Origin of the sequence: Acerihabitans sp. (assembly GCF_036398755.1) — a bacterium.
Classification (GTDB): Bacteria; Pseudomonadota; Gammaproteobacteria; order Enterobacterales; family Enterobacteriaceae; genus Acerihabitans.
Genome location: NZ_DASWOM010000091.1, coordinates 1 through 23,830, shown reverse-complemented (window position 1 = coordinate 23,830; position 23,830 = coordinate 1). Strand labels below are relative to the sequence as shown.

Genomic DNA, 23,830 nt, shown 5'->3' with positions numbered 1-23,830 from the left:
CATCTTCAGCCCGGTCGGCATAAAAGGCAGGGCGCGCACGGAATGTGCGCGCCCTGCTTTATTATCCCCGCCCCGGACCGTCTGCAAACGCATCGGCCGGCACCGCCATCACAGCTCGGCCAGGCTAAGCCAGGTCTTCACCACGGTATCGGGATTGAGTGATAAACTGTCGATGCCCTGCTCCATCAGCCAGGCGGCGAAATCTTCATGGTCCGAGGGACCCTGGCCGCAAATACCGACGTACTTGCCCTGGCGCTTGCATGCCTTGATAGCCATTGACAGCAGCGCCTTCACCGCATCATCACGTTCGTCGAACAGTTCGGACACTAATCCCGAGTCCCGATCCAGACCCAGCGCCAGTTGGGTCATGTCGTTGGACCCGATGGAAAAACCGTCGAAATACTGCAGGAATTGCTCCGCCAACAGGGCGTTGGAGGGAATTTCGCACATCATAATGATCTTCAGTCCCTGCTCGCCGCGTTTCAGCCCCTGGCGCGCCAGCTCCTCCACCACCGCCTTGCCCTGGGCCACGGTGCGCACGAACGGCACCATGATTTCCACATTGGTCAGGCCCATATCGTTGCGCACCCGTTTGATGGCGTCGCATTCCAGCGCAAAGCAGGCTTTGAAGTTATCGGCGACGTAACGGCCCGCGCCGCGAAAACCGAGCATCGGATTTTCCTCGTCGGGTTCATAACGCTCGCCGCCCACCAGATTGGCGTATTCGTTCGACTTGAAGTCGGACAGGCGCACGATGACCCGCTTCGGCCAGAAGGCCGCGGCCAGGGTGGAGACGCCTTCGGTAAGGCGGGCAATATAATATTCTTTCGGGCTGTCATAGCCCTGGATCAGATCGGTGATTTCCTGCTTCAGTTTTGCCGTCTGATCGTCGAACTCCAGCAGGGCGCGGGGATGGACGCCGATCATGCGATTGATGATAAACTCCAGTCGCGCCAGGCCCACGCCGTCGTTGGGCAGTCCGGCGAAATCAAACGCCCGGTCGGGGTTGCCGACGTTCATCATGATTTTAAGCGGCAGCGCCGGCATCTTGTCGATGGAGGAACTGTTGACGGCGAAATCCAGCAGCTCCTGGTAGACGTAGCCGGTATCGCCTTCCGCGCATGACACGGTCACCTCCAGCCCCTCGCCAAGCCGTTCGGTGGCATCGCCGCAGCCCACCACCGCCGGTATGCCCAGCTCACGGGCGATTATCGCCGCATGGCACGTGCGCCCGCCGCGGTTGGTGACGATGGCGGAGGCTTTTTTCATGATCGGTTCCCAATCCGGGTCAGTCATGTCGGTGACCAGCACATCGCCGGCCTCGACCCGATCCATTTCGCTGATATCATGAATCACCTTAACCGGACCGGCGCCGATGCGATGACCGATGGCCCGCCCCTCGATCAGCACCTCGCCGCGGGACTTAAGCTGGTAGCGCTCCATCACCTGCCCGCGCGAACGCACGGTTTCCGGCCGCGCCTGGACGATAAACAGCTGGCCGGTATGCCCGTCCTTGGCCCATTCGATATCCATCGGCCGCTGGTAATGTTGCTCGATTTGCAGCGCCTGGCGCGCCAGATCCTGCACTTCGTCGTCGGTAAGGGCGAAGCGGCGGCGCTCGCGTTCGGGTACATCCTCGACGCGCACCTGTTTACTGTGTTCCTGGCTGTCGGCATAGACCATGCGGATTTTTTTCGAGCCGATGTTACGCCGGACGATCGCCGGTTTGCCGGCCGCGAGGGTCGGTTTATGCACATAAAACTCATCCGGATTAACCGCGCCCTGCACCACCATTTCACCCAGGCCGTAGGCGGCGGTAATAAACACCACCTGGTCGAAACCGGATTCGGTATCGATGGTAAACATTACGCCGGCCGCCGCCATATCCGAACGCACCATGCGCTGCACGCCCGCCGACAGGGCGACGCCGCGATGGTCGTAGCCCTGGTGGACCCGATAGGAAATGGCGCGATCGTTGAACAAGGAAGCGTAAACGTGCTTGATGGCCGTCATCACGGCATCGATGCCCTGTACGTTAAGAAAGGTTTCCTGCTGGCCGGCAAACGAGGCGTCGGGCATGTCCTCGGCGGTGGCGGAGGAACGCACCGCAAACGAGGCCTCGTCGTCATCCGCCGACAGTTGCCGATAGGCGTCGCTGATGGCGTTTTCAAGCTCTGGCTGGAAAGGGGTATCGATAATCCATTGACGGATCTGCTTGCCGGCCTGGGACAATGCGCCAATATCATCGGTATCGGTATGATCAAGTAATTCATAGATACGCTGGTTGATGCCGCTTTGATTAAGAAAATCATTAAAGGCTTTGGCCGTGGTGGCAAAACCATTGGGCACTGAAACCCCCAGGGCGGATAAGTGCGTGATCATCTCGCCCAGGGAAGCATTCTTACCTCCAACGCGGTCGACATCATGCATTCCGAGCTGGTTGTACCATAATACGCTATCTGAATCATTGTCAGGTTGAGACATCTGATCATCCTTTTATAACTTATAATGAAATGGGGTCTTGCCAGTGTTAATGTCGGGAATTTACCCTTATCGAACAGAGCGTAGCATAAACTTTATTGCATCCGCCTAAGATGAATCGTGCCAGCGCCAAAAATCAGAGTTTGCCGCAACGGATTTCCTTATAAAAACACCACCAAAGCAACATGCGCATAACATCAGGAGAACATTATGGAACGCAGCGTTTTTTTTATATCCGACGGTACGGCCATCACCGCTGAAGTAGTCGGACATGCGGTGCTGTCCCAATTTCCGGTCTCCACCACCAGCTATACCCTGCCCTTTGTCGAAAGCGAGACCCGGGCGACGGCGGTGTGCGAGCAGATTAATGCGCTGTATAAGCAAAGCGGCGTGCGGCCCCTGGTGTTTTATTCCATCGTGTCGCCGGTTATCCGCACCATTGTGGAAAACAGCGAGGGGTTTTGCCAGGATGTGGTCCAGGCGCTGGTGGCGCCCTTACAGCAGGAACTGGGACTGGCGCCGGACCCGGTGGCGCATCGTACTCACGGGCTGACCGCCACCAACCTGACCAAATATGATGCCCGCATCGCCGCTATCGATTACACCCTGGCGCATGATGACGGCATTTCGCTGCGCAACCTTGATCAGGCGCAGATCATCCTGCTGGGCGTGTCGCGCTGCGGAAAGACCCCCACCAGCATTTACCTCGCCATGCAGTACGGTATTCGCGCCGCCAATTATCCGTTTATTGCCGACGATATGGACAATCTGCGCCTGCCCGCGGCGCTGAAACCCTATCACGATAAACTGTTCGGCCTGACAATCGATCCGGAGCGGCTGGCGGCGATTCGCGATGAACGCATGAACAACAGCCAGTACGCCTCGCTGCGCCAGTGCCGGCTGGAAGTTAACGAAGTCCAGTCGCTGTTTCGCAATCATCAAATTCCTTTTTTGAACTCAACCAATCATTCGGTGGAGGAGATGGCGACGAAAATAATGGATTTATTGGGATTAAACCGCCGCATGTATTAATCCTTCCAAATTATTATTTTTGAATTCATCCGCTTTTGGTTTATTGTGATCGGCATCACTTCCCGGTATTTCCACCGTTGCGAAGAAGCCATTTTAGAGATTGTCCATGTTTAACACAGATGAATTGCGCACCAGGCGCATTGGTCGTCTTATCGAGCCGGCGAAACTTGCCGAGCTCCTGCCCCTTAGCCCACAGATTACCGACCATGTCACCGGCGCGCGCAGGCGCATAGAAAATATCCTGAGCGGCAGCGACCCGCGGCTGCTGGTGGTGGTGGGACCCTGTTCCATCCATGATACCGATGCCGCCATCGATTATGCGCGCCAGCTGAATACCTTGCGCGTTCGCTATCAGGACCGGCTGGAAATCGTCATGCGCGCCTATTTTGAAAAGCCGCGCACGGTGGTCGGCTGGAAAGGCATGATTTCCGATCCCGGCCTGGACGGCAGCTATCGGGTCAACGACGGTCTGGAAATCGCGCGCCGCCTGCTATTGGCGCTCAATGACATGGGCATGCCCACCGCCACGGAATTTCTCGATATGGTAACGGGCCAATATATCGCCGATTTGATCAGTTGGGGCGCCATCGGCGCGCGCACGACAGAAAGCCAGATCCACCGGGAAATGGCCTCGGCGCTGTCTTGCCCGGTCGGGTTTAAAAACGGCACCGACGGCAACACGCAAATTGCCGTGGACGCCATTCGCGCGGCCCGCGCCTCGCATATGTTCCTGTCGCCGGATAAGCAGGGACAAATGACCATTTACCAAACGGCGGGCAATCCCTACGGTCATATCATCATGCGCGGCGGCCGTACGCCCAACTACCACGCGGCGGATGTGCTGCAGGCCTGCGCCCATTTGCAGGAATTTGGATTACCGCCCCACTTGCTGGTGGATTTCAGTCACGGCAACAGCCAGAAACAGTATCGCCGCCAGATGGATGTGGCCGAATCCGTCTGTAGGCAAATTCGCGAGGGTTCCCGGCGCGTGGCGGGCATCATGGCGGAAAGCTTTCTGGTGGAAGGCAGCCAGGCCCTGATCCCTGGACAGGCGTTGACCTACGGCCAATCCATCACCGATGGCTGCCTGGGCTGGGACGACAGCGAACGGCTGCTGGAAAAGCTGGCCGAAGCGGTTGATTCCCGCTTTTGAGAGCAGGGTCCCTGCCATGCCGGCGCCCCGCTTGATTAGACGCCAGGGCCGCATTTTGGCGGCCCTGGCGCCATGCATGGATTTATTTGATCATCCCCGCGAAAACCTGCCGCAAAAAAAGTCTCATTTTTAGCTAAACCGAATCATAGCAAGCCGTTTTAATGCCTCCACGCAATGATATGCTTAAACCATGCCGGCAAATATTGACGGTCAACTGCACACCAATAGACCTCGCCTCAATCGTCTCCTTCGTCAGCCTGCATAATAGCCGCGTTAATTATTTGAAGCCATCATGGATAAGGAAGCATTTATGCCCAACGTGACAAAATTAATCAATATCAATTCTCAGCACAATATGCCCGGTCTCGGGCAGGAACGGCTAGCACCATGTTCAGGATATCCATATATCAAAGCAGTTAATAATATTGAAAACATACACATTAAAGATAAAAACGATATCGCTAATATCAACGCGCGGTGTAATGCCCGCCGTTATGATGAACAGGCGGCAGATGTCCATGAGAAAAAAATCGATGATTTGTTTTATTGCGTAAATGAACTTAGAAACAATCCGGAGTGTTTGTCACAACCCGGCAATACGAAATTTATTGCCATTGAGTTGATGAGTAGAAAAAAATTCATACCGACAAAACACATCTTATTGCCCAGCGGCAGGTCTATCCATGCTGGATATCATGAAGGAAGATTAATTGTTTCTGACGGCAGCAATTATCATGTCGAACAGGACTGGCAGCCAACCACCACCTGGAAAGCGACATTAGCCAACCTGCTTGCTCACCTAACCGGCGGGTACGGCCGGCCGGATGAAAAACGCAGCCGCGGCTGGTTACAAACCGCGTATAACTGGTTCAACACTATGGGCGACCCTTTTATTTTCCCGCAGGCGGACGGCAAACCTTCACCCCCTGACAATAACAATTCCGGTGATGTTATTTATGCTGCGCAGGCTGAATTCGCGGTGCAATTCGGACCGGCAGACGCGATGCCAAGCACCGGGGAAACCAGCGGCCCGAATACTTTATCGACACCGGTAACGCTGGCTTTGGCGTCTTTACCAGGGGCTGGCAAGCCCTTGGGCGCCGCCGTCATACCCAGCCAATTAATATTTACTATTGATGGCCATGAATTTAAAATCGCACCCGCCAATCTGGAAGCCGAGGCACAGCTTCAAAGCCTTATCCATGATTTTTTGCAGCAAAAGACGTTGCCGGTTGACAATCCACTGGCCACACTGATTGAATTTGATTCGTTTATCGGCCGGGAAATGGCGGTCATGTTCCATCGGGGTCTGTACCTAAAAGAAAAAAAAGAATCACTTAACATTATCATTTTCAAAATGCTAAGTGAAAACATTCTTTCGACCATGGGAATTCTGGCGCAAAAAGAAACGGCCATCGCCAACAACATCAGTGAATATTCCGGATATCAAATAAAGATCAGTCAGTACATTACCGATTTAGAACAAAAAGTGCTAGACGGAACGCGACGGGTTGATAACAAAATCATCAAGGATTTGGTTTCTTACATCAGGAATAAAGATTTATCCACCGCAAAGCAGGGAATAATTCAAAATATTGAGCATGCGGAATTTGATAACCGTATTTATCACAAAAAATTATTACATTATTTCTTGCTGTTTGATCAGGCCTTTGATGAGTATCGTCAGCAAATGAATTTGGACGATTTTCCCGCATTGGAAAAAAACCTATATATTAATTCACAACAGATTTTTAATGCATTGATTGACGGCAGTAATGAATGCTTGACTGACAGTTTGATAAAATTGAAATTTCTCTATATCTTTGAATACACCCGTTCCAATGGCATTAGCATATTTAGCTCAAATTTTATTATACCGGGTGAAATGTCCAATCTATGGCATGGCTTTGCGGAAGATGAAATTGAATTCAACAAAGAGGAAGTGGATAAGGCTTTCGCCGAGGAATTGGTAAGTTTTATTTACCAGCACAAGCCATCGCATAATCATTTGGATCAAGCGTTGGATTTGATTGATATTTCTAAACTGGATGAAGCCGAAAGCCATGATAATGGGACTTGGGTGGAAAATAACTTAAGACATTTTCATCATGCACATGACATTTTATCGAAAATCATTGAAAATAACCAGTTTGAGCAAGAAAAGATCCTTGAACACGTTTCTTGGTATAATGATTATGTCAACCGGCTCCACAATGACAAAACTATTTATATTTTTATGGCCTATTTAATCAATTTGCAGATATTGTTTATTGACGAAGTGGCTGACTTTCACGCTAACAATAGACATATAATAGCGACATCACAAGAACAACGCATCGTAGCGGCCAAAATAGAAGCGGTTCGCAGCAAAACCCTCGAGGTCGCGCAAGAAAAAGATGATTACGGATTATTGGTGGAATACCATGAGCTTGAATCAAAAGGTCACCTGGATCTGCTTATCAAAGCCGCGGTTTCATGGTATATGTCACAACAATATGAAGTCGATGAAGATTTTTTAAAGTCCCTTAATGTACTTTATATACTAAAGCGGTTTATAACAGCGCAACAGCAAGTATTACATGAACAACAGGCTCGCCAGCAGCAGTCTTTTACCAGTCTTTTCCAGCTCAAGCCCTCCTCAAAAATGGATACGGCCGAGGGATATTATCAGCAGTTCAGATATTACAAAATCCATGATTCTTTTTTTGAAGCGCAACGATTTTCCATCCTTGCTTTAGACAACTCAACTTTAAATTATTTAGATATCATTTACCCACCAAAGGAAATATTCTGCTTTAAGGTTTTTTCCCGCAATTACGTTACTAATCATTTATCTGCCTTTACAAATGTATACCTCCCGGCTGAAAATCTCGGCTATCTGTCCATTGCGAAATTACATAGCGACCGTCATGTCTTGATATCCACACTGAACGGTTTTCCCTTTGTTGCTGATATCGACACGCCGGAAAAAATCGACATTATGCATCAAATGAAAACGTATTGGGCTCAATGTAATACTTTTTTTGCGTTACGCAATCGGCCCCAGCACCCTATCAATGAAACCACATTGGCGTCGTTATTCCCCAAAATTGATGCCAACAGTCATCGGCTAACGTCCATGATTGATATACTGTTGCTCCCTCCCGAAGAAGAATCAATCGGCTTGGCCGCACCCGCATACGGCCTGGTCGCCGTAAAAAATAATGATATTGATTTGATCATCTCCCCTTATGCTTCTCAACAACAGACCACGTACCTGCCTTTAAGCACCGACACTCCGTTAATAACCAATTTTGACTATTTAAATCAGGCAACGTTGATAACAATCACTAATGAATTAAAAGAAACGTTATATGAGTCTACCTGGCTGGAGTACGTTGCCGCTTTTATCCCTTTCTTCACTACACTGTGCCGCCATTGGCATGATGAAGAGCATGAAATAAAATTTGAAGAAGTTATTTTTGATATTTATGATTTAATGTTGTCACTGGTGTTTTTTGCCGGCAAATTCAAAAAAATATCTGAAAACACCTTAAAACATGCTTTACATAAGGCAATAGAGCAAAAAATACCACATAATGCTTTTAAAAGATTCATTATTAACGAACTTATAATTGCCTCCCCTGAATTAGGGTTAAAATATGCAAAATCCACCCTAAATGAATTTTCTTCTTATTTTAACGTCATTCATCCTTCAGGAAGATCTTTATCAATTTTTGTAGAAAAACTACAGGTCAATGTATTGGAAATAATAGCAAAAGCAAATCGTGCGATACAATCTGATAGCTTGCGTAAAAAAATACTTCGTCGGCCCTGGAAATCAAATGTAAATGAAAAGATAGTGGAGACATTAAACACCGGCGTTTCCATAATAAATTCCACAGCAGCAGAATCTTATTATGTTACTAATGATAATGAATATTTTCCCGTCTTTTGGGATAAATATCACGGCGAATGGAGAATTATTAACTCACACGGCCCCGATAATAAAAACTTTGCCATTCCCGTAGCCCGCAGCCATTCAGGAAACTGGGTCGCAAGCGCGGGGCAGTTAGTCGACCTCAAATTTTCGCCATTCAGTTTTAGTCCCATGTACTACAATCAGCATGATAATGCTAATATCATCACCATAGAACCAATGCGAACCAGCGCTTATCAAGACTTTTCAGACAATAACTTAATAACTTTCCATAAGGCAATCCTGCATTTTTATCTTCAAAGGCATTATTACTCTCAAAGGATAATCGGCGGTAAGGTAGACGTTAACCTTTTTTTGGATCAATCCTACCGCTCGTTCTCTATAAAACAAGAAATACTTGCGATGCATGAGTTCAATGGATTCGCGTATGATATTACATCCCAGCTACAGGCGCTGAAAACATTAAAAAGTTATGATGATAGCAGAATACGGTTCCGTGCCGTGTGCGGCTGGCGCGGCAGGGATGACCAGATGGCCGGCACCTATTTCGCATTGTCCATCAGGCTGAAAAACAGGGTATATATCCTTGATTTAAATGAAATTCGCGCTAACTTCGGTTTTGAAGACAAAAGAGACGTTTTTACTGAAAACGAGTGGATTATGATGATGAATAACTTTCCATCACAATTTGAACTGATAAAATTCAAGGATTTTGAATTTATTATTGATGCCAAATATTTCAATTATCGAGAGGCAACAACACCTTTTGCCTATATTAAATATGGATTTTTACTAAAAGAACCAGAGTGGTATAGACCCTCGGTCATCAGAGCCAGTACTGACTTAAAAAAAGCCTATTTCCCGCAAAAAATGACTTCAAACCCTAACATTCACCTGGTGGCAAGAGCCTTGCGCAGCCACATTGATAATTATAAAATGCATGAAGAATATATTATATATTGTTTATTTCAATCGGAATTAGTTGATAACGCCGGAGCCAGGAAATTACTACACTTAATAAACCAGGCTAAATCTGACGGTCTGGCAAGCCGAGCCGTTTTAAGTAATCAGCAAAGAATATACGCCACCTCCGATTTATTAAAAATCAATAAAGGAAAAATTATTGCTGCGTTAAATTATTTAAACCAGCTTGAGTACCTATTATTATCATTGGGTCAAGGGCGATTTATTGGCATGAGTAATGATTACCTTAGTTTGATAACCCCGGCCAGAGCCATGTTGATCATCGCCGAACAGCTGGGAACCTTTAAATATGGCGTGCTAAAACCTCATTATGCCGATACGGCCTTTTCGGTATTCGCCGGTGACGCATTCGGTGCCAAGGACGATACCCCGGTACTGCTGGATGGCGTCTTTCGGGAAAAAATTCCCGAATATTTTATCGATGGTCGCATCAAAAGTTATCGGGAGCAAGATATTCCCCGCGAACGGGTTTTGTTGGGAAAAGACTGCCAAATTACCCGTAATGACGGTGATTCGCCGCATTTATCAATCAAATCGCACGGCACACCTTTTTTGGTGAACCATATGGACGTCATCGAATTTGCTGACACCCTTAAAGGGCTGACCTATGTAGATAATGGAAGATTTGATTTACATAATATTACCGGGATTGATTTAATCTCCTGCTTTAGCGGTTACGGACGCCGCTATTCCAACGCGCAGCTGCTGGCTAATGAGCTGGGCATCAAGGTTTACACCGCGCCCCCCTACGTCAGTGACGGGGTGCGCTTAAGAAGGCCAGAATGGTTTCGTGAATATGACCCGCAGGACGTGATAAGTCCCATGGGCAATCAAAACCAACTGCCGCACCGCCCTCGGCATCAGGAGCATATTAACATGCAGAATATGCAGCGGGCTATTCATGAACTTATGCATGCCGTGCGCGATGTTATTCGCCGATTGGCATACAAGGGACATAATCAAAACGTCGAGGACAGTCCCTTTCAAGGCCTCTCCCGGCACGTCCCTTTTATTTACATTGATATATTGCAATTGTTATTTCCTCATAATCCTCATCATCCGCTCATCGTCGGGGATATTACTTTGTGTTCCGAGTCCCAGACATTGCTGATGGAAATTATAGCGGATTACGCTATTGACGCCGGCAAGGAGAATTATATCATTGAACAAGCTTTTCTGGATGTTATTTTATCCATCGATGAGTATAAGTATTTATCCAACCAATTTAATGCCACGTCAATCGAAGGTTAACCTGGCCAGCTATAAGTATTAACGCGGGCGATAAATGTGTGCTTCCCCGCCCCCTGGGCTGCCCGGACAGCTAAGACCGCAAACGGCTGTCGGCGCTGCTGGTCGGGGTGGGCAGTTGCCGCGGCTGACGGCAGTAATGGGATTAACCGCAACGGGTGGCCCGGCATTAAGGATCGCCGCCACCGGCGGTCTTTTTTATGGCTCGTTGGTAGCGCAGGTTATGGACCATAACATCTCAATTATATAAACAAAGTTTTATTAACGCTTACTTTGGCCTGCCATCTCTTTTAATGTACATCTGTCACTCATTGCATTACCAATAATACTAGCCGTAAAGAAGTTATACACCATTTATCATTGGCTATTTCGGGAATATATTTTTTCGCCTCTAATCTCATCAGCATAGGTTAAGGAAATATATATGGCTAATTCAATAAGTTATAGTACAACTGGCACGTATGCATTCTCGCCTTTTTTCTTGAACCCCGTGTCTGCGCAATGGTCTTTTCCAAAAGAAATTATTAAAGTCAGTAATATTAACAACCTAAAAAATCGAGAGACTTTTTATCAAGCCAACCAGACGGATACTGGCGGCATTCGCCTCGGCGACATGCCGGACTCGGACGAGAGCATCGATTATTTATCTCGCTGTGCCAATGAATTGATTCGCAATAAAGACGGTTTCCTCATTGCCGGCGGTGTACCCCACCGCCTTCCCGTCAGGCGGATCGCGTTGCCGAGTGGCCGGGCCATTCTGGCGGGTTACTTAGGCAGCCGGCTGGTTGTGGCGCACGAAGATAATTATTATATTGAAGATCTGCTGCAGACGCCTGTGACGGTCACCCAGGCGTTGGGCCAATTGCTGGCGTACCTGAACCCGCAATATATCCTGACGCGCCCGGCGTGGCTTGATACGGCATTGAATTGGATCTCCAAAGCGCGTGATCCGCTGATATTTCCCCAGGCAAACGGCCAGCAGTCCCCTGAGCCCCCATCACGGCAACCTGTTTATTCAGCCAATGCGGAGATATCGGCACATTTGGCACCGGCTGACACTGCCCCCCGCGCATTAGAGGTCAAGCCGGCGCCGGCGCCGCCGACGGTCTCCTGGATGCCCGAACCGCTTGCCGCCGGCAATGGAAGCTCGCCTGACCTTGGCCGCTTTTTTATCAATGAACAGGCGTTTAATCTTGCGCCCGCCAATCCCGCAGGCCGGGCAGTGTTACAACAGTTGGCGAGCGAATTGCTTGCGTCAGGCGTTGATCTTGCAAACGGCAATCATCACGCGTTAATGGCGTTGGACGGGCTTATCGCCTCGAAGGCTGAAGATATATTTTATAATGGGCTTTATTTTAAGGACAAGGGATATGTATTGCATATCCTTCTTCTCAAAACGCTAACGGAAAACCTGTTGATGTTTTTACTGAAGATTAATACGACTAATATCTCCACCCATCGGATAATTTCACAGCATATGGCTAATCATAAAACTCTGCGAGATTACATTCCCAACATAGACAGGCAGTTGGTGGAAGCGTATGAGAACATTGATATTGATATCATCAGCCAAACGGTTTCCCTGCTAAAAAATAAAGACTTTTCCACATTTGAACAAGAAGAATTGCTAAAAATAAATAACACGTCTTTTTCAGAACATGCTTTCCATGTGGAAATATACAACACGCTCAAGGTCATGAAAACGGCTTATGATGAATATACCGCGCAGCTTTTTTCCGACGACCACACTACGATGGAAAAGGTCACTTACATCACCAATTTAGAGATTTACGCCGCGCTACTTGAACATAATAAAAAAACCATGACCGACAGTCTGCTCAAGTTGAGATTTTATTATATATTCGAATACACCCGTGTTAATGAGATAAGTATTCATGCTAATAATTTTTTATTACCTGGTGAAATGACGAATCACTGGTACCCTTTCGCCGCGGATGAGAAAGAAATTGTGGTGGCGAACATGGAGGCGCTTTTTGTTAATGAGGTGGAGAATTACATTCATCTTAAGCATAACAAGCATCCGCATATGAACACTATCCTTAAGATGGTCGAATTGTCCCGTCTGAATGAAATCCAGCCAGAAAGCGAAGCGCAATGGCAGGAAAAAAACATTGCGCCCTGGGACCAGGCATATGCTATTTTGTCAGAAATGATTATCAGCAATGTGTTTGAGAAGGAAAAATTCCAGGCTCAGGAGAAGTGGTACAATGATTTTAAAAGCAATCTGCATGAATTTAAATCCACGTATATTTTATTCGCATACCTTAGAGACTTGCAAAGAACATTTATCAATACCATTGATTATTATATACGTAAAAATATCATTCTTGTGGCGGACAGCGCTGAACAATATATTGCCGTGGCGAAAATAGAGGCCATGAGAAGCGAAACCACCAAAACTGACGGCCATTTTTCAGACTACCAGATGCTATTAGCCTATCAGCAACGTGTTCTTAATGGTGACTTTGAACTTATGGTAAAAGCCGCTGTTTTTTGGTATCTCGGCACAGAAAAAAATCTTGACGAGAATCTGTTGGCTTCATTACATTCGCTTTATATTTTAAAAACGTTTGTCAGCGAACAACAGCATTTTTTTGTTGAGTATAAAATACGCGAACAAGCAAGCCATTTGAATATCTATCAGTTGGTTTCCTCAGATAAAAAGAATTCGCTGGAAGATTATTATCAACAATTTTATGATTACAAACGGTTTTACTCCGCTCATGAAGCACGCAAAACCAGTTTGGCGGCGATTGACCGATCGACTATCGATTATGTCGACGCCATATATCCGCCAAAAGAAATTTTTTGTTTTGAGGTGTTTTCGAGAAATTATGTTCATAATAGCCTGTCGCCTTTTAATTATGTTTACCTTCCACATAAAAATATCGGCTACCTCTCGCTTTTGCGGTTACAAAGCGGCAAACTTTTTCTATTATCAACCTTGAGCGGTTATGTCTTCATCCATGACCTTGAAAAATATGATAACCAGCCATTGCTGCAAGAGATGATGGACTTCTGGCGCAGCAATGAAATGAATAAGCGCCCGGAACCCATGGCGTGCGAGGCTGATCTACTGGCCGGGCTGTTCCCTGTTATCGATGCCAACAGCGGCAACCTCACCACGCTCATCGATATGTTGCTTTTTTCACCGGAAAACGAGCCGGTCGGCATGCCCGCGGCACCCTATACATTGGCAGCGGTCAATAGCACCGATATCATGACGTTGATCACGCCCTATCTTTCCCAGCCGATTGACTCGTCACCTCCGGTAAGCATTGATACACCGCTTATTACCAATATTGATTATCTGTCTCAGGCGACGCTGCTGACCATTGCCGATAGGTTGAAGGAAACGCTGCATAACTACAGCTGGCCTGAATATATCGCCTCGTTTATTCCTTTTTTTGACACGCTTTGCCAGCATTGGAATGATAAGGAACATGAAATAAAATTCAATGAAATCATGTTCGATCTATTTGATTTAATGTCCACCTTTTTATTGCTGGGAGGGCAATTTAAAAAAATCCCTGAACATACACTTAAACATGCGTTACACAACGCTATAAAAAACAACACGCCGCGCCAAATGCTAAAGCAATTTATCATAAATGAATTAATGCTTTCCGCACCTGAAGTCGGTAAAAATCTTGCCATGCAATCGGCAAAAGAACTTGCCTATTTCTTTTTTCCCCTGCAACCTTACGGTAGCTTCCTGTCCCTTCTTGGCGCCAATGTCAAAAACAAAATCGGCGAACTTGTGTCAATTGCCAACGAGGCCATCAGAGCGAAATCGCGACGCAAGAAAAACTTGCGTCAGGCGTGGAAAACAAATATCGATCCCGCCCTTCTGGAAACAAAAAAAAACGGCGTTCTGGTTGATACCCTCACCCAGGATAAACAATACTATGTTGTTAATGACAATGACTACTTCAAGGTGTTTTGGGATAAACATTATGGAGAATGGAGAATTGCCAATAGAAACATGGTAAATGAAAAATATTTTGCCATCCCTGTCATGCGTAGCGGCACCGGTAACTGGATTGCCAGTATCGGTAGTCCTTCCAGCCATTTTATCGCTTCATTCGATTTTTATAAAGCGGCGGAAAAAGCCTTTCGCCATACTGAGATAACCCAGGGCGAACCCCGGAAAATCTTGTCAAATTTTCCAGTGCCTGAAGATGGCGAAATCGATTTTTATAAACGGGTCATACGATTTTATCTTTATAAAAATGATTATGTGCGGGATATCATCAAAAAAAACGCATTACGTGGGGATTTTTTGGGCCGATTTCACCGCAGTTTTTTCTTCCGCAAGGAAATTATTGACGCCATCCAATCTAGCGGTTACAGCCAGGATGAGAATTTTTTAGCTTCATCCCTACGCGCGTTGACTGAAAAGCATGACGGCATCATGCGTTTTCGCGCAATTTGCGGCTGGACGGATAAACACGCATTAATACCCGATACCTATTTCGCATTACGGATAGATATAGAAAACTATAACTTTATAATTGATCTCCAGGAAATGCGCGGATCATTCAATTTGCTGGATAATAGGGATGTTTTTACCGAAGATGAATGGTTAGGCATGTATAATAAGTCACCATTGAAATTTGAACTTATCAAATATAAAGATATCGATTCTCTAGAGGATGCCAACTTCCTGACTTACCGGGAGGCCACGTCGCCATCAAGCGTTCTCAAAAATGGTTTTTTACTCAAAGAGCCGGCATGGTATTATCCTTTGATGATTAAAAAGAATAATGGTCATGACAGAATTAAATATTCCTCTGGACATAAACAATCGTCCAACGTTCGTCTGGCTGCACGGGCTTTACGCCATGCGCCCCACAGTTATTCGTTAAAAGAAGAATTTCCCCTGAAAGTTTTATATAAAAGCAACAATTTGGATAATGAAAGCGCAATAAAGCTGGCCCGGATGGTAAAACAGGCGAAAGTAGACAGTTTGAATAGCCACGCCATTCTTACAGACAAAATCAGGATTACATCGAACGAGGACATGCTAAAGATCAACGAGGGTAACCTTTTAGCACTCTACAGTACCTCGAATTTACTTGAGCATTTATTGCTATGCCAAGGCCACGGCCGTTTTGTCGGCGTGGAAAATCATTTTTTCGGTCCCGACCTGCCCGCCAGGGTTTCCATCGTCATCGCCGAACAGATGGGCAGGTTTACGCAAGGGCTGTTTAGTCTTCACCACACCGACAAAATCCTGTTCGTCATGGCGGGAAAGGCCTTTGGCTCAAAGATTGAGATACCGACGTTAATGAATGATCTGCCACGGGAAAACGTGCCGATTTTTCTAAGCGACGGCCAGCAACGAGGCTACAGAGAGCGGATCGTTTCGCGCGAAAAAATCCTGTTGGGAAAAGATTGTCATATCGACCTGATTAATGAGGCCAAGACACGGTTAAGTATAAGACTGCATGGCGCGCCCTTTAATGTTAACAATATGGATGCCATTGAGTTTTCTGATATTGTTCGCGGACTGCCCTATCTGGATAATGCCAAATTCAAATTTCAGGATTTGGAAAGCATTGAACTTTTTTCCTGTTATAGCGGTTATGGGCGCCGCTATTCGACGGGGCAAATCCTCGCCGATGAGTTAGGCTTACCCATTAAAGCTTATCCCTACAAAATCAGCGACGACATCCGCCAGCGCAGGCCGGAATGGTTCACCTGGTTTCGACCCGGCAAACGACATTTGCACGCGGCGCGCGGCAGCGTTGATTCCGCCCAGAGTTCCGAGGATGGCGTCTTCAGCCATAGCCAGAAAATACATCGCCGATTGCATGATCTTATAAACTTTGTGCTTAGTATGCAAAAAAGATTACTGTTTCAGCGCGACAAGCGCGGTTATATAACGGCGGCCAATAACACCGCGGCGGATGGCGCGGGCCATATACCTGGCCTGGACCCGCATGCCGGCCAGATGCCGGTTATCTGTGTTGATATTTTGCAGCAACTGTATGGATACGCACCGTCCTACGCCGACATTCCCCGGCATATACAAACCCTCAGCGCGTCCTCCTTAAGCCTGCTTGATGCCATTATCGCCGAGTATCACTTAACCGGTGGGGAGGAGCACATCATCGTCGAGCAGGCGTTTCTGGATGTCATACTGTCACTGGAAGAATACCGTTATCTTTCCGATTGGTTCAATAATGAAGCCATCCGTGGCGAACGGCACTGAATGAATGACAGGCATGAAAAAGGCGAACCGCGTATGCGCGCCTTTAGCTCGAGCAGGATATTTCCAAATGCCGGCCCCACTCCGGCGGCGGCGCGGCAAAATCGTTTAACGCCGGGTCGTCGTCAAATGGCCGGCACAGAGCCTGGTGAAGGCTGGCCAGAAATGTGGCGTCGTTTTGTTCGGCTCCGTCGATGGCCTGCTGGGCCAGATAGTTGCGCAGGATGATGTTCGGATTTTTCGCCAGCATGGCCTGCCTGCGCCTATCGCTATCGACGCCCTCCTGCAGCAACCGGCGGCGGTAAGACTGATACCAAAGGTCAAAACCCGCCAGGTCTTTCATTTCATCACGCAGCGGCGAGCGCGGGTTGTCGGCCTCGCTTTCACTTAACAGGCGAAAGACCTGCGTGTAGTCGCTGCCTTCTCGCGCCATCAGCCCGAGCAGGCCGGTGAGAATGTCGTTATCTTGCCGGTCGCGCGTGGTAAAGCCGAGCTTGGCGCGCATCTCTTCGCCATAGGCTTCCATCAGCGCCGGCTGGTAGCGCGCCAACGCCTGCTCGAGAGCACTGACCGACATCAGTCCGGACAACGCCTGCGCCAGGCGATGCAAATTCCATAACCCCACCGCCGGCTGGTTATCAAACGCATAGCGGCCCTGATGGTCGGTATGATTGCAGATATAATCCGGCTGGTACGCGTCGAGAAAACCGAATGGGCCATAGTCGATGGTAATGCCCAGGATCGACATGTTATCGGTATTCATCACGCCGTGGGCAAACCCCACCGCCTGCCATTGGGCAATCATGCGCGCCGTCCTTTCCACCACATCCGTCAGCCATAAAGGGTAGCGTTCTTCCAGCCCCGCAAATTGCGGCCAGTGGCGGCCGATAACATAATCCGCCAGCTGTCTGACCTTCTCCGCTTCGCGCCGGTAGTAGAAATGCTCGAAATGACCGAACCGCACATGGCTTGGCGCCACCCGCAGCAACATGGCGCCCGGTTCCGCTTTTTCGCGCCACACCGGCTCATCGCTGGTGACGATGGTCAGCGCCCGCGTCGTGCCGATGCCCAGATAATGTAACGCCTCGGACGCCAGGAATTCGCGTACCACGGAACGCAGCACCGCGCGGCCGTCTCCCATGCGTGAATAGGGCGTGAGACCCGCCCCTTTCAGATGCCAGTCCATCGCCCGCCCGTCCGCCAGTTGCTGTTCGCCAAGCAGGATGCCGCGTCCGTCGCCTAACTGGCCGGCCCAGGCGCCAAACTGATGACCGCTGTAAACCTGCGCCAGCGGCTGCATGCCGGGCAACAGTTGTTCGCCGCACCAGAGAGCCGCGTGCCGCTCGTCAAACAGTTCATCCGCCAGGCCCAGAACGCCTGCCAATTCCGCGCTATGGTAAAGCAACCGCGCGCCGCGCAGCGGGGTGGGCGCCAGGGCGGTATAAAAACCGGGCAATTGCTGGAAATAGCTGTTCTTGAATATCGGGGTTTGTGCCATGGTGCCTCCTTACTCAAGTGTAGAACGTTCGGCGGGATGTGTTGCAACGTCCGGGGATCATGCCCGGTTCGCTTACGCTGCATTGGCGATATCAGGCTGGATTATCGGGGGACGGCATCCGGCGGGAATCGCCCGACGCCACCGCCGGGTTAAATACGCCGCGCCTGCCAATAGGCTTTACGCCAGTAGACATTATCCAGCGATGACCGTATCACGCCGCGGCTGGTCGAGGCATGGATAAACAGATCATCGGTGTCATAGATTCCCACATGCAGCCCGTTGGCGCCGCTGCCGGTCTTGAAAAACACCAGATCCCCCGGCAAGAGATCGTCGCGGGAAATTCGCGTGCCCACTTTAGTCTGCGCCTCGGTGGAGCGCGGCAGGATGATGGCAAACCGATCCCTGAAGGTCCGGTAGACAAAACCCGAACAGTCAACCCCGCCCTGATCCAGGCCGCCATAGCGATAGGGTGTGCCGTGCCACTGGCGCAGCTGCGCGTGAAGACCGGACTTCACCGCCCCGGCATCGGCCAGCCGCGGGTCGGGACTGGGCGCATGGTGGCTACAGCCGGTAATCAATAACGTTGCTGCCAGCAGCCAAAAGGAAATCCGTCTCATGTTTTAGTCATGACTCTTTATGTTGACCATGCGATTAAAAAGCCCCCGAGAAAGTCCGCCGCGGCGGTAATGTCGAGCCGGAAGCCACCAGCCAGGGGCGCTCACCGGCCTGGAGCAGGGTAAAATCCACGCCGAACACCGGCGATAATATCTCGGGCCGCATAACCCGCCCCACGCCGCCCTGCGCCGCCATCGCGCCGGAGGACATAAGCCATACCCGGCCGGCATGATGCAGGGTATGGTTAAGGTCATGGGCGCAGACCAGCACCCCAAGGCCCGCCGCCCTGACTTCCGCCAGCAGGGCATCCAGGGCCACGCGCTGGGCGATATCGAGGCCGGCGGCGGGTTCGTCGAGCAACAGCAGCCGCCCCAGGGGATTAATGGCCGGCCAGATCTGCAGGAATACCGCCGTCAGCCTGACGCGTTGCCATTCGCCGCCGGATAGCCGGCTTAGCGGGCGGTCGAGTTTATCCGCCAGCGACAATGCCGCGGCCAGGTATCCCACGCAGCGATCCACCGCGGTCTCGTCGGCGTTGCGCGGCTGATGGAGCATCAGGTACTGGAAGACCGGCATGGCGGTGCCGGGCACGGCCTGCTGGCAGAGATAACCCCTGCGCAGGGCCAGATCGGCGCCATGCCACTGCCCAACCGGCCTGTCGAGCAGGGTGATTTCCCCCGCCGACGGCATCAGCCCGGCAATACAGGCCAGCAGCGTGCTTTTCCCCGCGCCGTTGGGTCCGATGATATGGATCAGACTGCCCGGCGGCACCTGGGCCGATATCGCCGCCAAACGCCGCGGCACCGTTACGCGCCGCAAATCCAATAATAACGGCGGCTGCATGGCCGATACGCCGGTTATTGCGCCAGCGCCCGTTTGACGGCATCCAGGATAATCGGGTCCTGGGGCGTCATATCCGGGGCAAAGCGTTCGAGGACGGTACCGTCGCGCCCCACCAGGAACTTTTCAAAATTCCACAAAATATCCTGCGGCTGTTTGGGGGTGCGCCCTTTTCCCGCCAGGCGCTCAAAAAATACGCTGCCCTGGGGTTTTATCGCCGTGGGCTTGGCGGCGATAAGCGCCCGGTAAAGCGGGTGGCGATGCTCGCCGTTGACCTCGATTTTACTGAACATGGGAAATTCGACACCAAAGGTCCCACGACAAAATGCCAAAATCTCGTCGTCGCTGCCCGGCTCCTGGCCGGCAAACTCATTGGAGGGAAAACCCAACACCTCCAGCCCCTGCGCATGCCAGGTCTTATAGAGGCTTTCCAGGCCTTCGTACTGATCGGTCAGGCCGCATTTCGAGGCTACGTTTACAATCAGCAGCACCGAGCCTTGATAATGTTCCAGGGTGGTTATTTCCCCGGTAATGGTCTTCAGCGGCAGGGTATACAGGGTATCCGTCATTATCATCTCCTACGGGTTACAGGTAAAATCAGCAGCTTATCGCCTTACACAAGCTTATCCCCTTATCCGGATTAATAGCCAGATAAATATCGGCGAGCCAAGCGTGGCGGTGACCACCCCTATCGGCAGCTCCGCGGCATACAGCGCGATACGGGCAATCACATCCGCCAGCAGCAGGATGCCCGCGCCGGCCAGCGCGCAGCCGGGAAGCAGCCGTCGGTGATCGGTTAATCCCCATAAGCGCAGGATATGCGGCACCACCAGGCCGATAAACCCGATCACGCCGGCCAGGGCCACGCTGATGCCCACCATGCAGCCGAAGGCCAATACCAGCAAATTGCGCCAGACAAACACCGGCAACCCCAACTGCATCGCCTGCTGTTCGCCCAATGCCTGCAGGTTCATCACCCGGCCCTGCAGGCATAGCCAGATAATAAAGGGCAGCAGGGACAAAACCAGCCATTTGTCGCGCCAGTCCACGCCGCCGAAGCCCCCCATCATCCAGTACAATAGCTGGCGCAGATCCAGGCTGGTACTGAAATAGACCGCCCAGGTCATCACGGCGCTGCACACAATGCCGAGCGCCACGCCGACCAGCAGTAACCGGGCGTTGGAGGCGCGCTGCCTGGCAAACCAGAGCAGCAGCAGCGTGATCGCCAGGGCACCCGCCACCGCGCACAGCCCCAGCCCCCACACCGGTATCGTCCCCCGGCCCAGCAGTACGCCCAGGGTCAGCGCCAAGCCGGCGCCGTTGGCCACCCCCAGCAGTCCCGGCTCGGCCAGCGGATTTTCAAAAATATTCTGCATCGCCGCCCCGGCAAGCGCCAGCGCGGCGCCTACGGCTATCACCGCCAGGGCGCGCGGCAGTCTCAGTTGCCAGATAAACATCCTGGCCGTGTCGTCGGCAAACCACCGGGTCGGCCAATACCAGACATCGCCGGCGCACAGGCTTATCAGCAGGGCGATAAGCACAAACAGCGCCAATACGCGGATACGCGCGGCATCACGACGGGATTGCCGATATTTCAGATCGCTGAAGAGTGGGCTGTTTGACGGCATCATTGCTTAAGGTCCGGTAATACAAGGTAACAGGGCACGAAGAAACGGGCTTTTATCCTACCGGGATTAACGCTCAAGCGGTAGCACCCGTGCCTGGGAATATGATTGTCAAAAGGCGAAAGGAGGTATTGCAGGCGTGACGGGAGCGGTTAGCGGTTAAAAAAACGGCGCCATAAGTGGGGAATCAGACGGCGCCGGGGAAGTGACCCATAGGGTCAATATTATTGCTGTTATTATTGCGGCGGCTTTATCGGTTCACCGCCGCTTACCTGGTGTTGATTACCCTGGGCCTGCCCCGGCTTGCCATTAGCACCGTTTGACTGGGCGTGGGTGTCTTGATTACCGCCGGTATTGCGGGACGCGGTGTTATGCGCTGCCTGCTGCGTGCGCGCCCTGGTCGTTTTACCATGGCCCGCGGGCGGCTGGGCGGACCAGCGGCCGCCATCCCAATATTCGCCATGTTGATTGCGTTCGCCTAGGTGCTTGCCCTGGTGTCCACGCCACCAGGCCGGCGCGCGCCAGTCATGTCCGTCCCAATAGTAGCCGCGATCGTTTCGCTCGCCAATCTGTGCCGAGGCGCCCGACGCGGAGACGTTGACCAGCATCCCGGCGATTGCGCCCGAGGGGATGGCGCAAGGTGTCGCCAACAGAGCCATCACCAGTAACGCTGCTTTTTGCTTCATATTATTTTTTCCTGAATCCATGTGCTGTGGTTATAGCAGCCGCGTCACGGCGCCACTATCAGACAAGGGCGGATTTGCACGACTCTTACGTTAGCCTGACGGAATGCTAACACTCGGTGGCGGCCGCGGGCGACCAACGCATAATACTCAGCCCGGCGACGAGCGCCGGACTCATGATTGGATCAATGCGGCTTAGGCTTGATAATTTCACCGCCGCCCTGATGCTGCTGGCCGCCGTTGTTTTGCGGCGGGCGATTACCATTGCCGCCCTGGTGCGGCTGGCCGCCGTTGTTTTGCGGCAGGCGGTTATCATTGCCGCCCTGGTGCGGCTGGCCGCCGTTGTTTTGCGGCGGGCGATTACCATTGCCGCCCTGGTGCGGCTGGCCGCCGTTGTTTTGCGGCGGGCGGTTATTATTGCCGCCCTGGTGCGGCTGGCCGCCGTTGTTTTGCGGCGGGCGGTTGTCATTGCCGCCCTGGTGCGGCTGGCCGCCGTTGTTTTGCGGCGGGCGGTTGTCATTGCCGCCCTGGTGCGGCCGATTGTCGTGTCTGTCGTTATGATCCCAGGTGGAAAAAACCTGCTGGCGCCTGGGCTCATGGTAGTCTCTGCCGCGCCGGCCATAGCCTGGCGGCGGCGCGATGGTCCAGATACCGTTAAACCAATACTGGCCCCGATCGTTTCGCATGCCCTCAGGCATTTCCTCTATCCAGCGTCCGCCGTCCCAGTACCAGCCGAAATCATTCCGATCGCCGATATCGTCATCTTCATGCTCGTACCACCACTGCGGCGTGCGCCACTGGTAACCGTCCCAAAACCACCCGCGCTGGTTGCGTTCGCCGACATGCCGGCCACGGTGTTCGTACCACCACTGCGGCGCACGCCACTCGTCGCCATCCCAGAAATAACCGCGCGCATCCTGGCTGCCAAGATTAATCACCATGCCGGGATTGTCGGTGCTGATAAACACATCCGCCAGCGCGCCGCAAGGTATCAGCAGCGCCAACGCACATAATAAAGTGGTTTTTTTCATGATCTCTACCTGTGAAACAGATACGATTTGCCGCCGTTATAGCAGCGGCCAATAGCCGCCACTATCAGACAACGTCGCCTTTACCATAAACAGGCGATCCCTTTACTCAATCCTGACAATCGATCCCTCATGGTTCGCCATACGCACCGACCGCGGGCTAAAAAAAAAGGCCGCACGAAGCGGCCTTTTCAGATAGCTGACAATACATCACTCTTTAGGTGAGGCATTCTCGACACGGCTTTTTAACTTTTGCCCCGGACGAAACGTCACCACCCTACGGGCAGTGATGGGAATATCTTCACCGGTTTTCGGATTACGCCCTGGACGTTGATTTTTGTCGCGCAGATCAAAATTACCAAAACCGGATAATTTTACCTGCTCGCCATTTTCCAGCGCTCGCCGGACTTCCTCAAAAAACAGTTCCACTATTTCTTTGGCATCCCGTTTGCTCAGCCCGAGCTTTTCAAACAGGTATTCTGACATTTC

At 50.9% G+C, this 23,830-nt stretch carries 13 protein-coding genes; 4 read left to right on the top strand and 9 right to left on the bottom strand.

Annotated features, from left to right (window positions below; all coding sequences use genetic code 11):
* Positions 1–108: 108 nt before the first annotated feature.
* On the bottom strand, positions 109–2,484 hold the full coding sequence (gene ppsA / locus VGC33_RS15285; protein ID WP_331121626.1) for a phosphoenolpyruvate synthase: 2,376 nt from the start codon (positions 2,482–2,484) through the stop codon (positions 109–111).
* A 207-nt stretch (positions 2,485–2,691) separates the two neighbouring features.
* Here ppsA and ppsR point away from each other — a divergent pair, with 207 nt between their 5' ends.
* The 4 genes from ppsR to VGC33_RS15265 all read left to right on the top strand — a co-directional run bounded on the left by ppsR (position 2,692) and on the right by VGC33_RS15265 (position 17,055).
* Positions 2,692–3,513 (top strand): phosphoenolpyruvate synthetase regulatory kinase/phosphorylase PpsR, encoded by an 822-nt coding sequence (gene ppsR / locus VGC33_RS15280; protein WP_331121625.1) that lies wholly within the window; start codon positions 2,692–2,694, stop codon positions 3,511–3,513.
* A gap of 106 nt (positions 3,514–3,619) precedes the next feature.
* Positions 3,620–4,666 carry a 3-deoxy-7-phosphoheptulonate synthase gene (locus VGC33_RS15275; RefSeq protein ID WP_331121624.1) on the top strand — a complete coding sequence of 349 codons (1,047 nt, stop codon included), beginning with the start codon at positions 3,620–3,622 and terminating at the stop codon, positions 4,664–4,666.
* A 292-nt stretch (positions 4,667–4,958) separates the two neighbouring features.
* On the top strand, positions 4,959–10,820 hold the full coding sequence (locus VGC33_RS15270) for a hypothetical protein (RefSeq protein WP_331121623.1): 5,862 nt from the start codon (positions 4,959–4,961) through the stop codon (positions 10,818–10,820).
* A 421-nt stretch (positions 10,821–11,241) separates the two neighbouring features.
* Positions 11,242–17,055, top strand: a complete 5,814-nt coding sequence (locus VGC33_RS15265; RefSeq protein ID WP_331121622.1) for a hypothetical protein — start codon at positions 11,242–11,244, stop codon at positions 17,053–17,055.
* Between the two features lie 43 nt (positions 17,056–17,098).
* Here VGC33_RS15265 and VGC33_RS15260 read toward each other — a convergent pair whose 3' ends face one another.
* The 8 genes from VGC33_RS15260 to ihfA form a co-directional block, all read right to left on the bottom strand.
* Positions 17,099–18,550: a protein adenylyltransferase SelO gene (locus tag VGC33_RS15260; RefSeq protein WP_331121621.1), complete on the bottom strand. Its 1,452-nt coding sequence runs from the start codon at positions 18,548–18,550 to the stop codon at positions 17,099–17,101.
* 149 nt (positions 18,551–18,699) lie between these two features.
* Positions 18,700–19,167 (bottom strand): NlpC/P60 family protein, encoded by a 468-nt coding sequence (locus VGC33_RS15255; RefSeq protein WP_331121620.1) that lies wholly within the window; start codon positions 19,165–19,167, stop codon positions 18,700–18,702.
* 34 nt (positions 19,168–19,201) lie between these two features.
* A complete protein-coding gene (btuD, locus tag VGC33_RS15250) occupies positions 19,202–20,008 on the bottom strand; it encodes a vitamin B12 ABC transporter ATP-binding protein BtuD (RefSeq protein WP_331121619.1) in 807 nt (268 codons plus the stop codon).
* Between the two features lie 14 nt (positions 20,009–20,022).
* Complete coding sequence (locus tag VGC33_RS15245) at positions 20,023–20,574, bottom strand: glutathione peroxidase (RefSeq protein WP_331121618.1); 552 nt, start codon at positions 20,572–20,574, stop codon at positions 20,023–20,025.
* Between the two features lie 54 nt (positions 20,575–20,628).
* Entirely contained in the window at positions 20,629–21,633 is a 1,005-nt protein-coding gene (btuC, locus tag VGC33_RS15240; protein ID WP_331121637.1) for a vitamin B12 ABC transporter permease BtuC, read from the bottom strand.
* Positions 21,634–21,866: 233 nt separating this feature from the next.
* Entirely contained in the window at positions 21,867–22,238 is a 372-nt protein-coding gene (locus tag VGC33_RS15235; RefSeq protein WP_414636941.1) for a DUF2502 domain-containing protein, read from the bottom strand.
* Positions 22,239–22,498: 260 nt separating this feature from the next.
* A complete protein-coding gene (locus VGC33_RS15230; RefSeq protein WP_331121616.1) occupies positions 22,499–23,344 on the bottom strand; it encodes a DUF2502 domain-containing protein in 846 nt (281 codons plus the stop codon).
* Between the two features lie 207 nt (positions 23,345–23,551).
* Positions 23,552–23,830: integration host factor subunit alpha (gene ihfA, locus VGC33_RS15225; protein WP_331121615.1), on the bottom strand; the 279-nt coding region annotated here is incomplete at its 5' end.

Coding starts and splice junctions, on each gene's coding strand:
- VGC33_RS15265 (WP_331121622.1), top strand. CDS start 11,242: ATGGCTAATTCAATAAGTTATAGTACAACTGGCACGTATGCATTCTCG.
- VGC33_RS15275 (WP_331121624.1), top strand. CDS start 3,620: ATGTTTAACACAGATGAATTGCGCACCAGGCGCATTGGTCGTCTTATC.
- btuD (WP_331121619.1), bottom strand. CDS start 20,008: ATGCAGCCGCCGTTATTATTGGATTTGCGGCGCGTAACGGTGCCGCGG.
- VGC33_RS15255 (WP_331121620.1), bottom strand. CDS start 19,167: ATGAGACGGATTTCCTTTTGGCTGCTGGCAGCAACGTTATTGATTACC.
- VGC33_RS15245 (WP_331121618.1), bottom strand. CDS start 20,574: ATGACGGATACCCTGTATACCCTGCCGCTGAAGACCATTACCGGGGAA.
- VGC33_RS15270 (WP_331121623.1), top strand. CDS start 4,959: ATGGATAAGGAAGCATTTATGCCCAACGTGACAAAATTAATCAATATC.
- ppsR (WP_331121625.1), top strand. CDS start 2,692: ATGGAACGCAGCGTTTTTTTTATATCCGACGGTACGGCCATCACCGCT.
- VGC33_RS15235 (WP_414636941.1), bottom strand. CDS start 22,238: ATGCTGGTCAACGTCTCCGCGTCGGGCGCCTCGGCACAGATTGGCGAG.
- VGC33_RS15230 (WP_331121616.1), bottom strand. CDS start 23,344: ATGAAAAAAACCACTTTATTATGTGCGTTGGCGCTGCTGATACCTTGC.
- btuC (WP_331121637.1), bottom strand. CDS start 21,633: ATGCCGTCAAACAGCCCACTCTTCAGCGATCTGAAATATCGGCAATCC.
- ppsA (WP_331121626.1), bottom strand. CDS start 2,484: ATGTCTCAACCTGACAATGATTCAGATAGCGTATTATGGTACAACCAG.
- VGC33_RS15260 (WP_331121621.1), bottom strand. CDS start 18,550: ATGGCACAAACCCCGATATTCAAGAACAGCTATTTCCAGCAATTGCCC.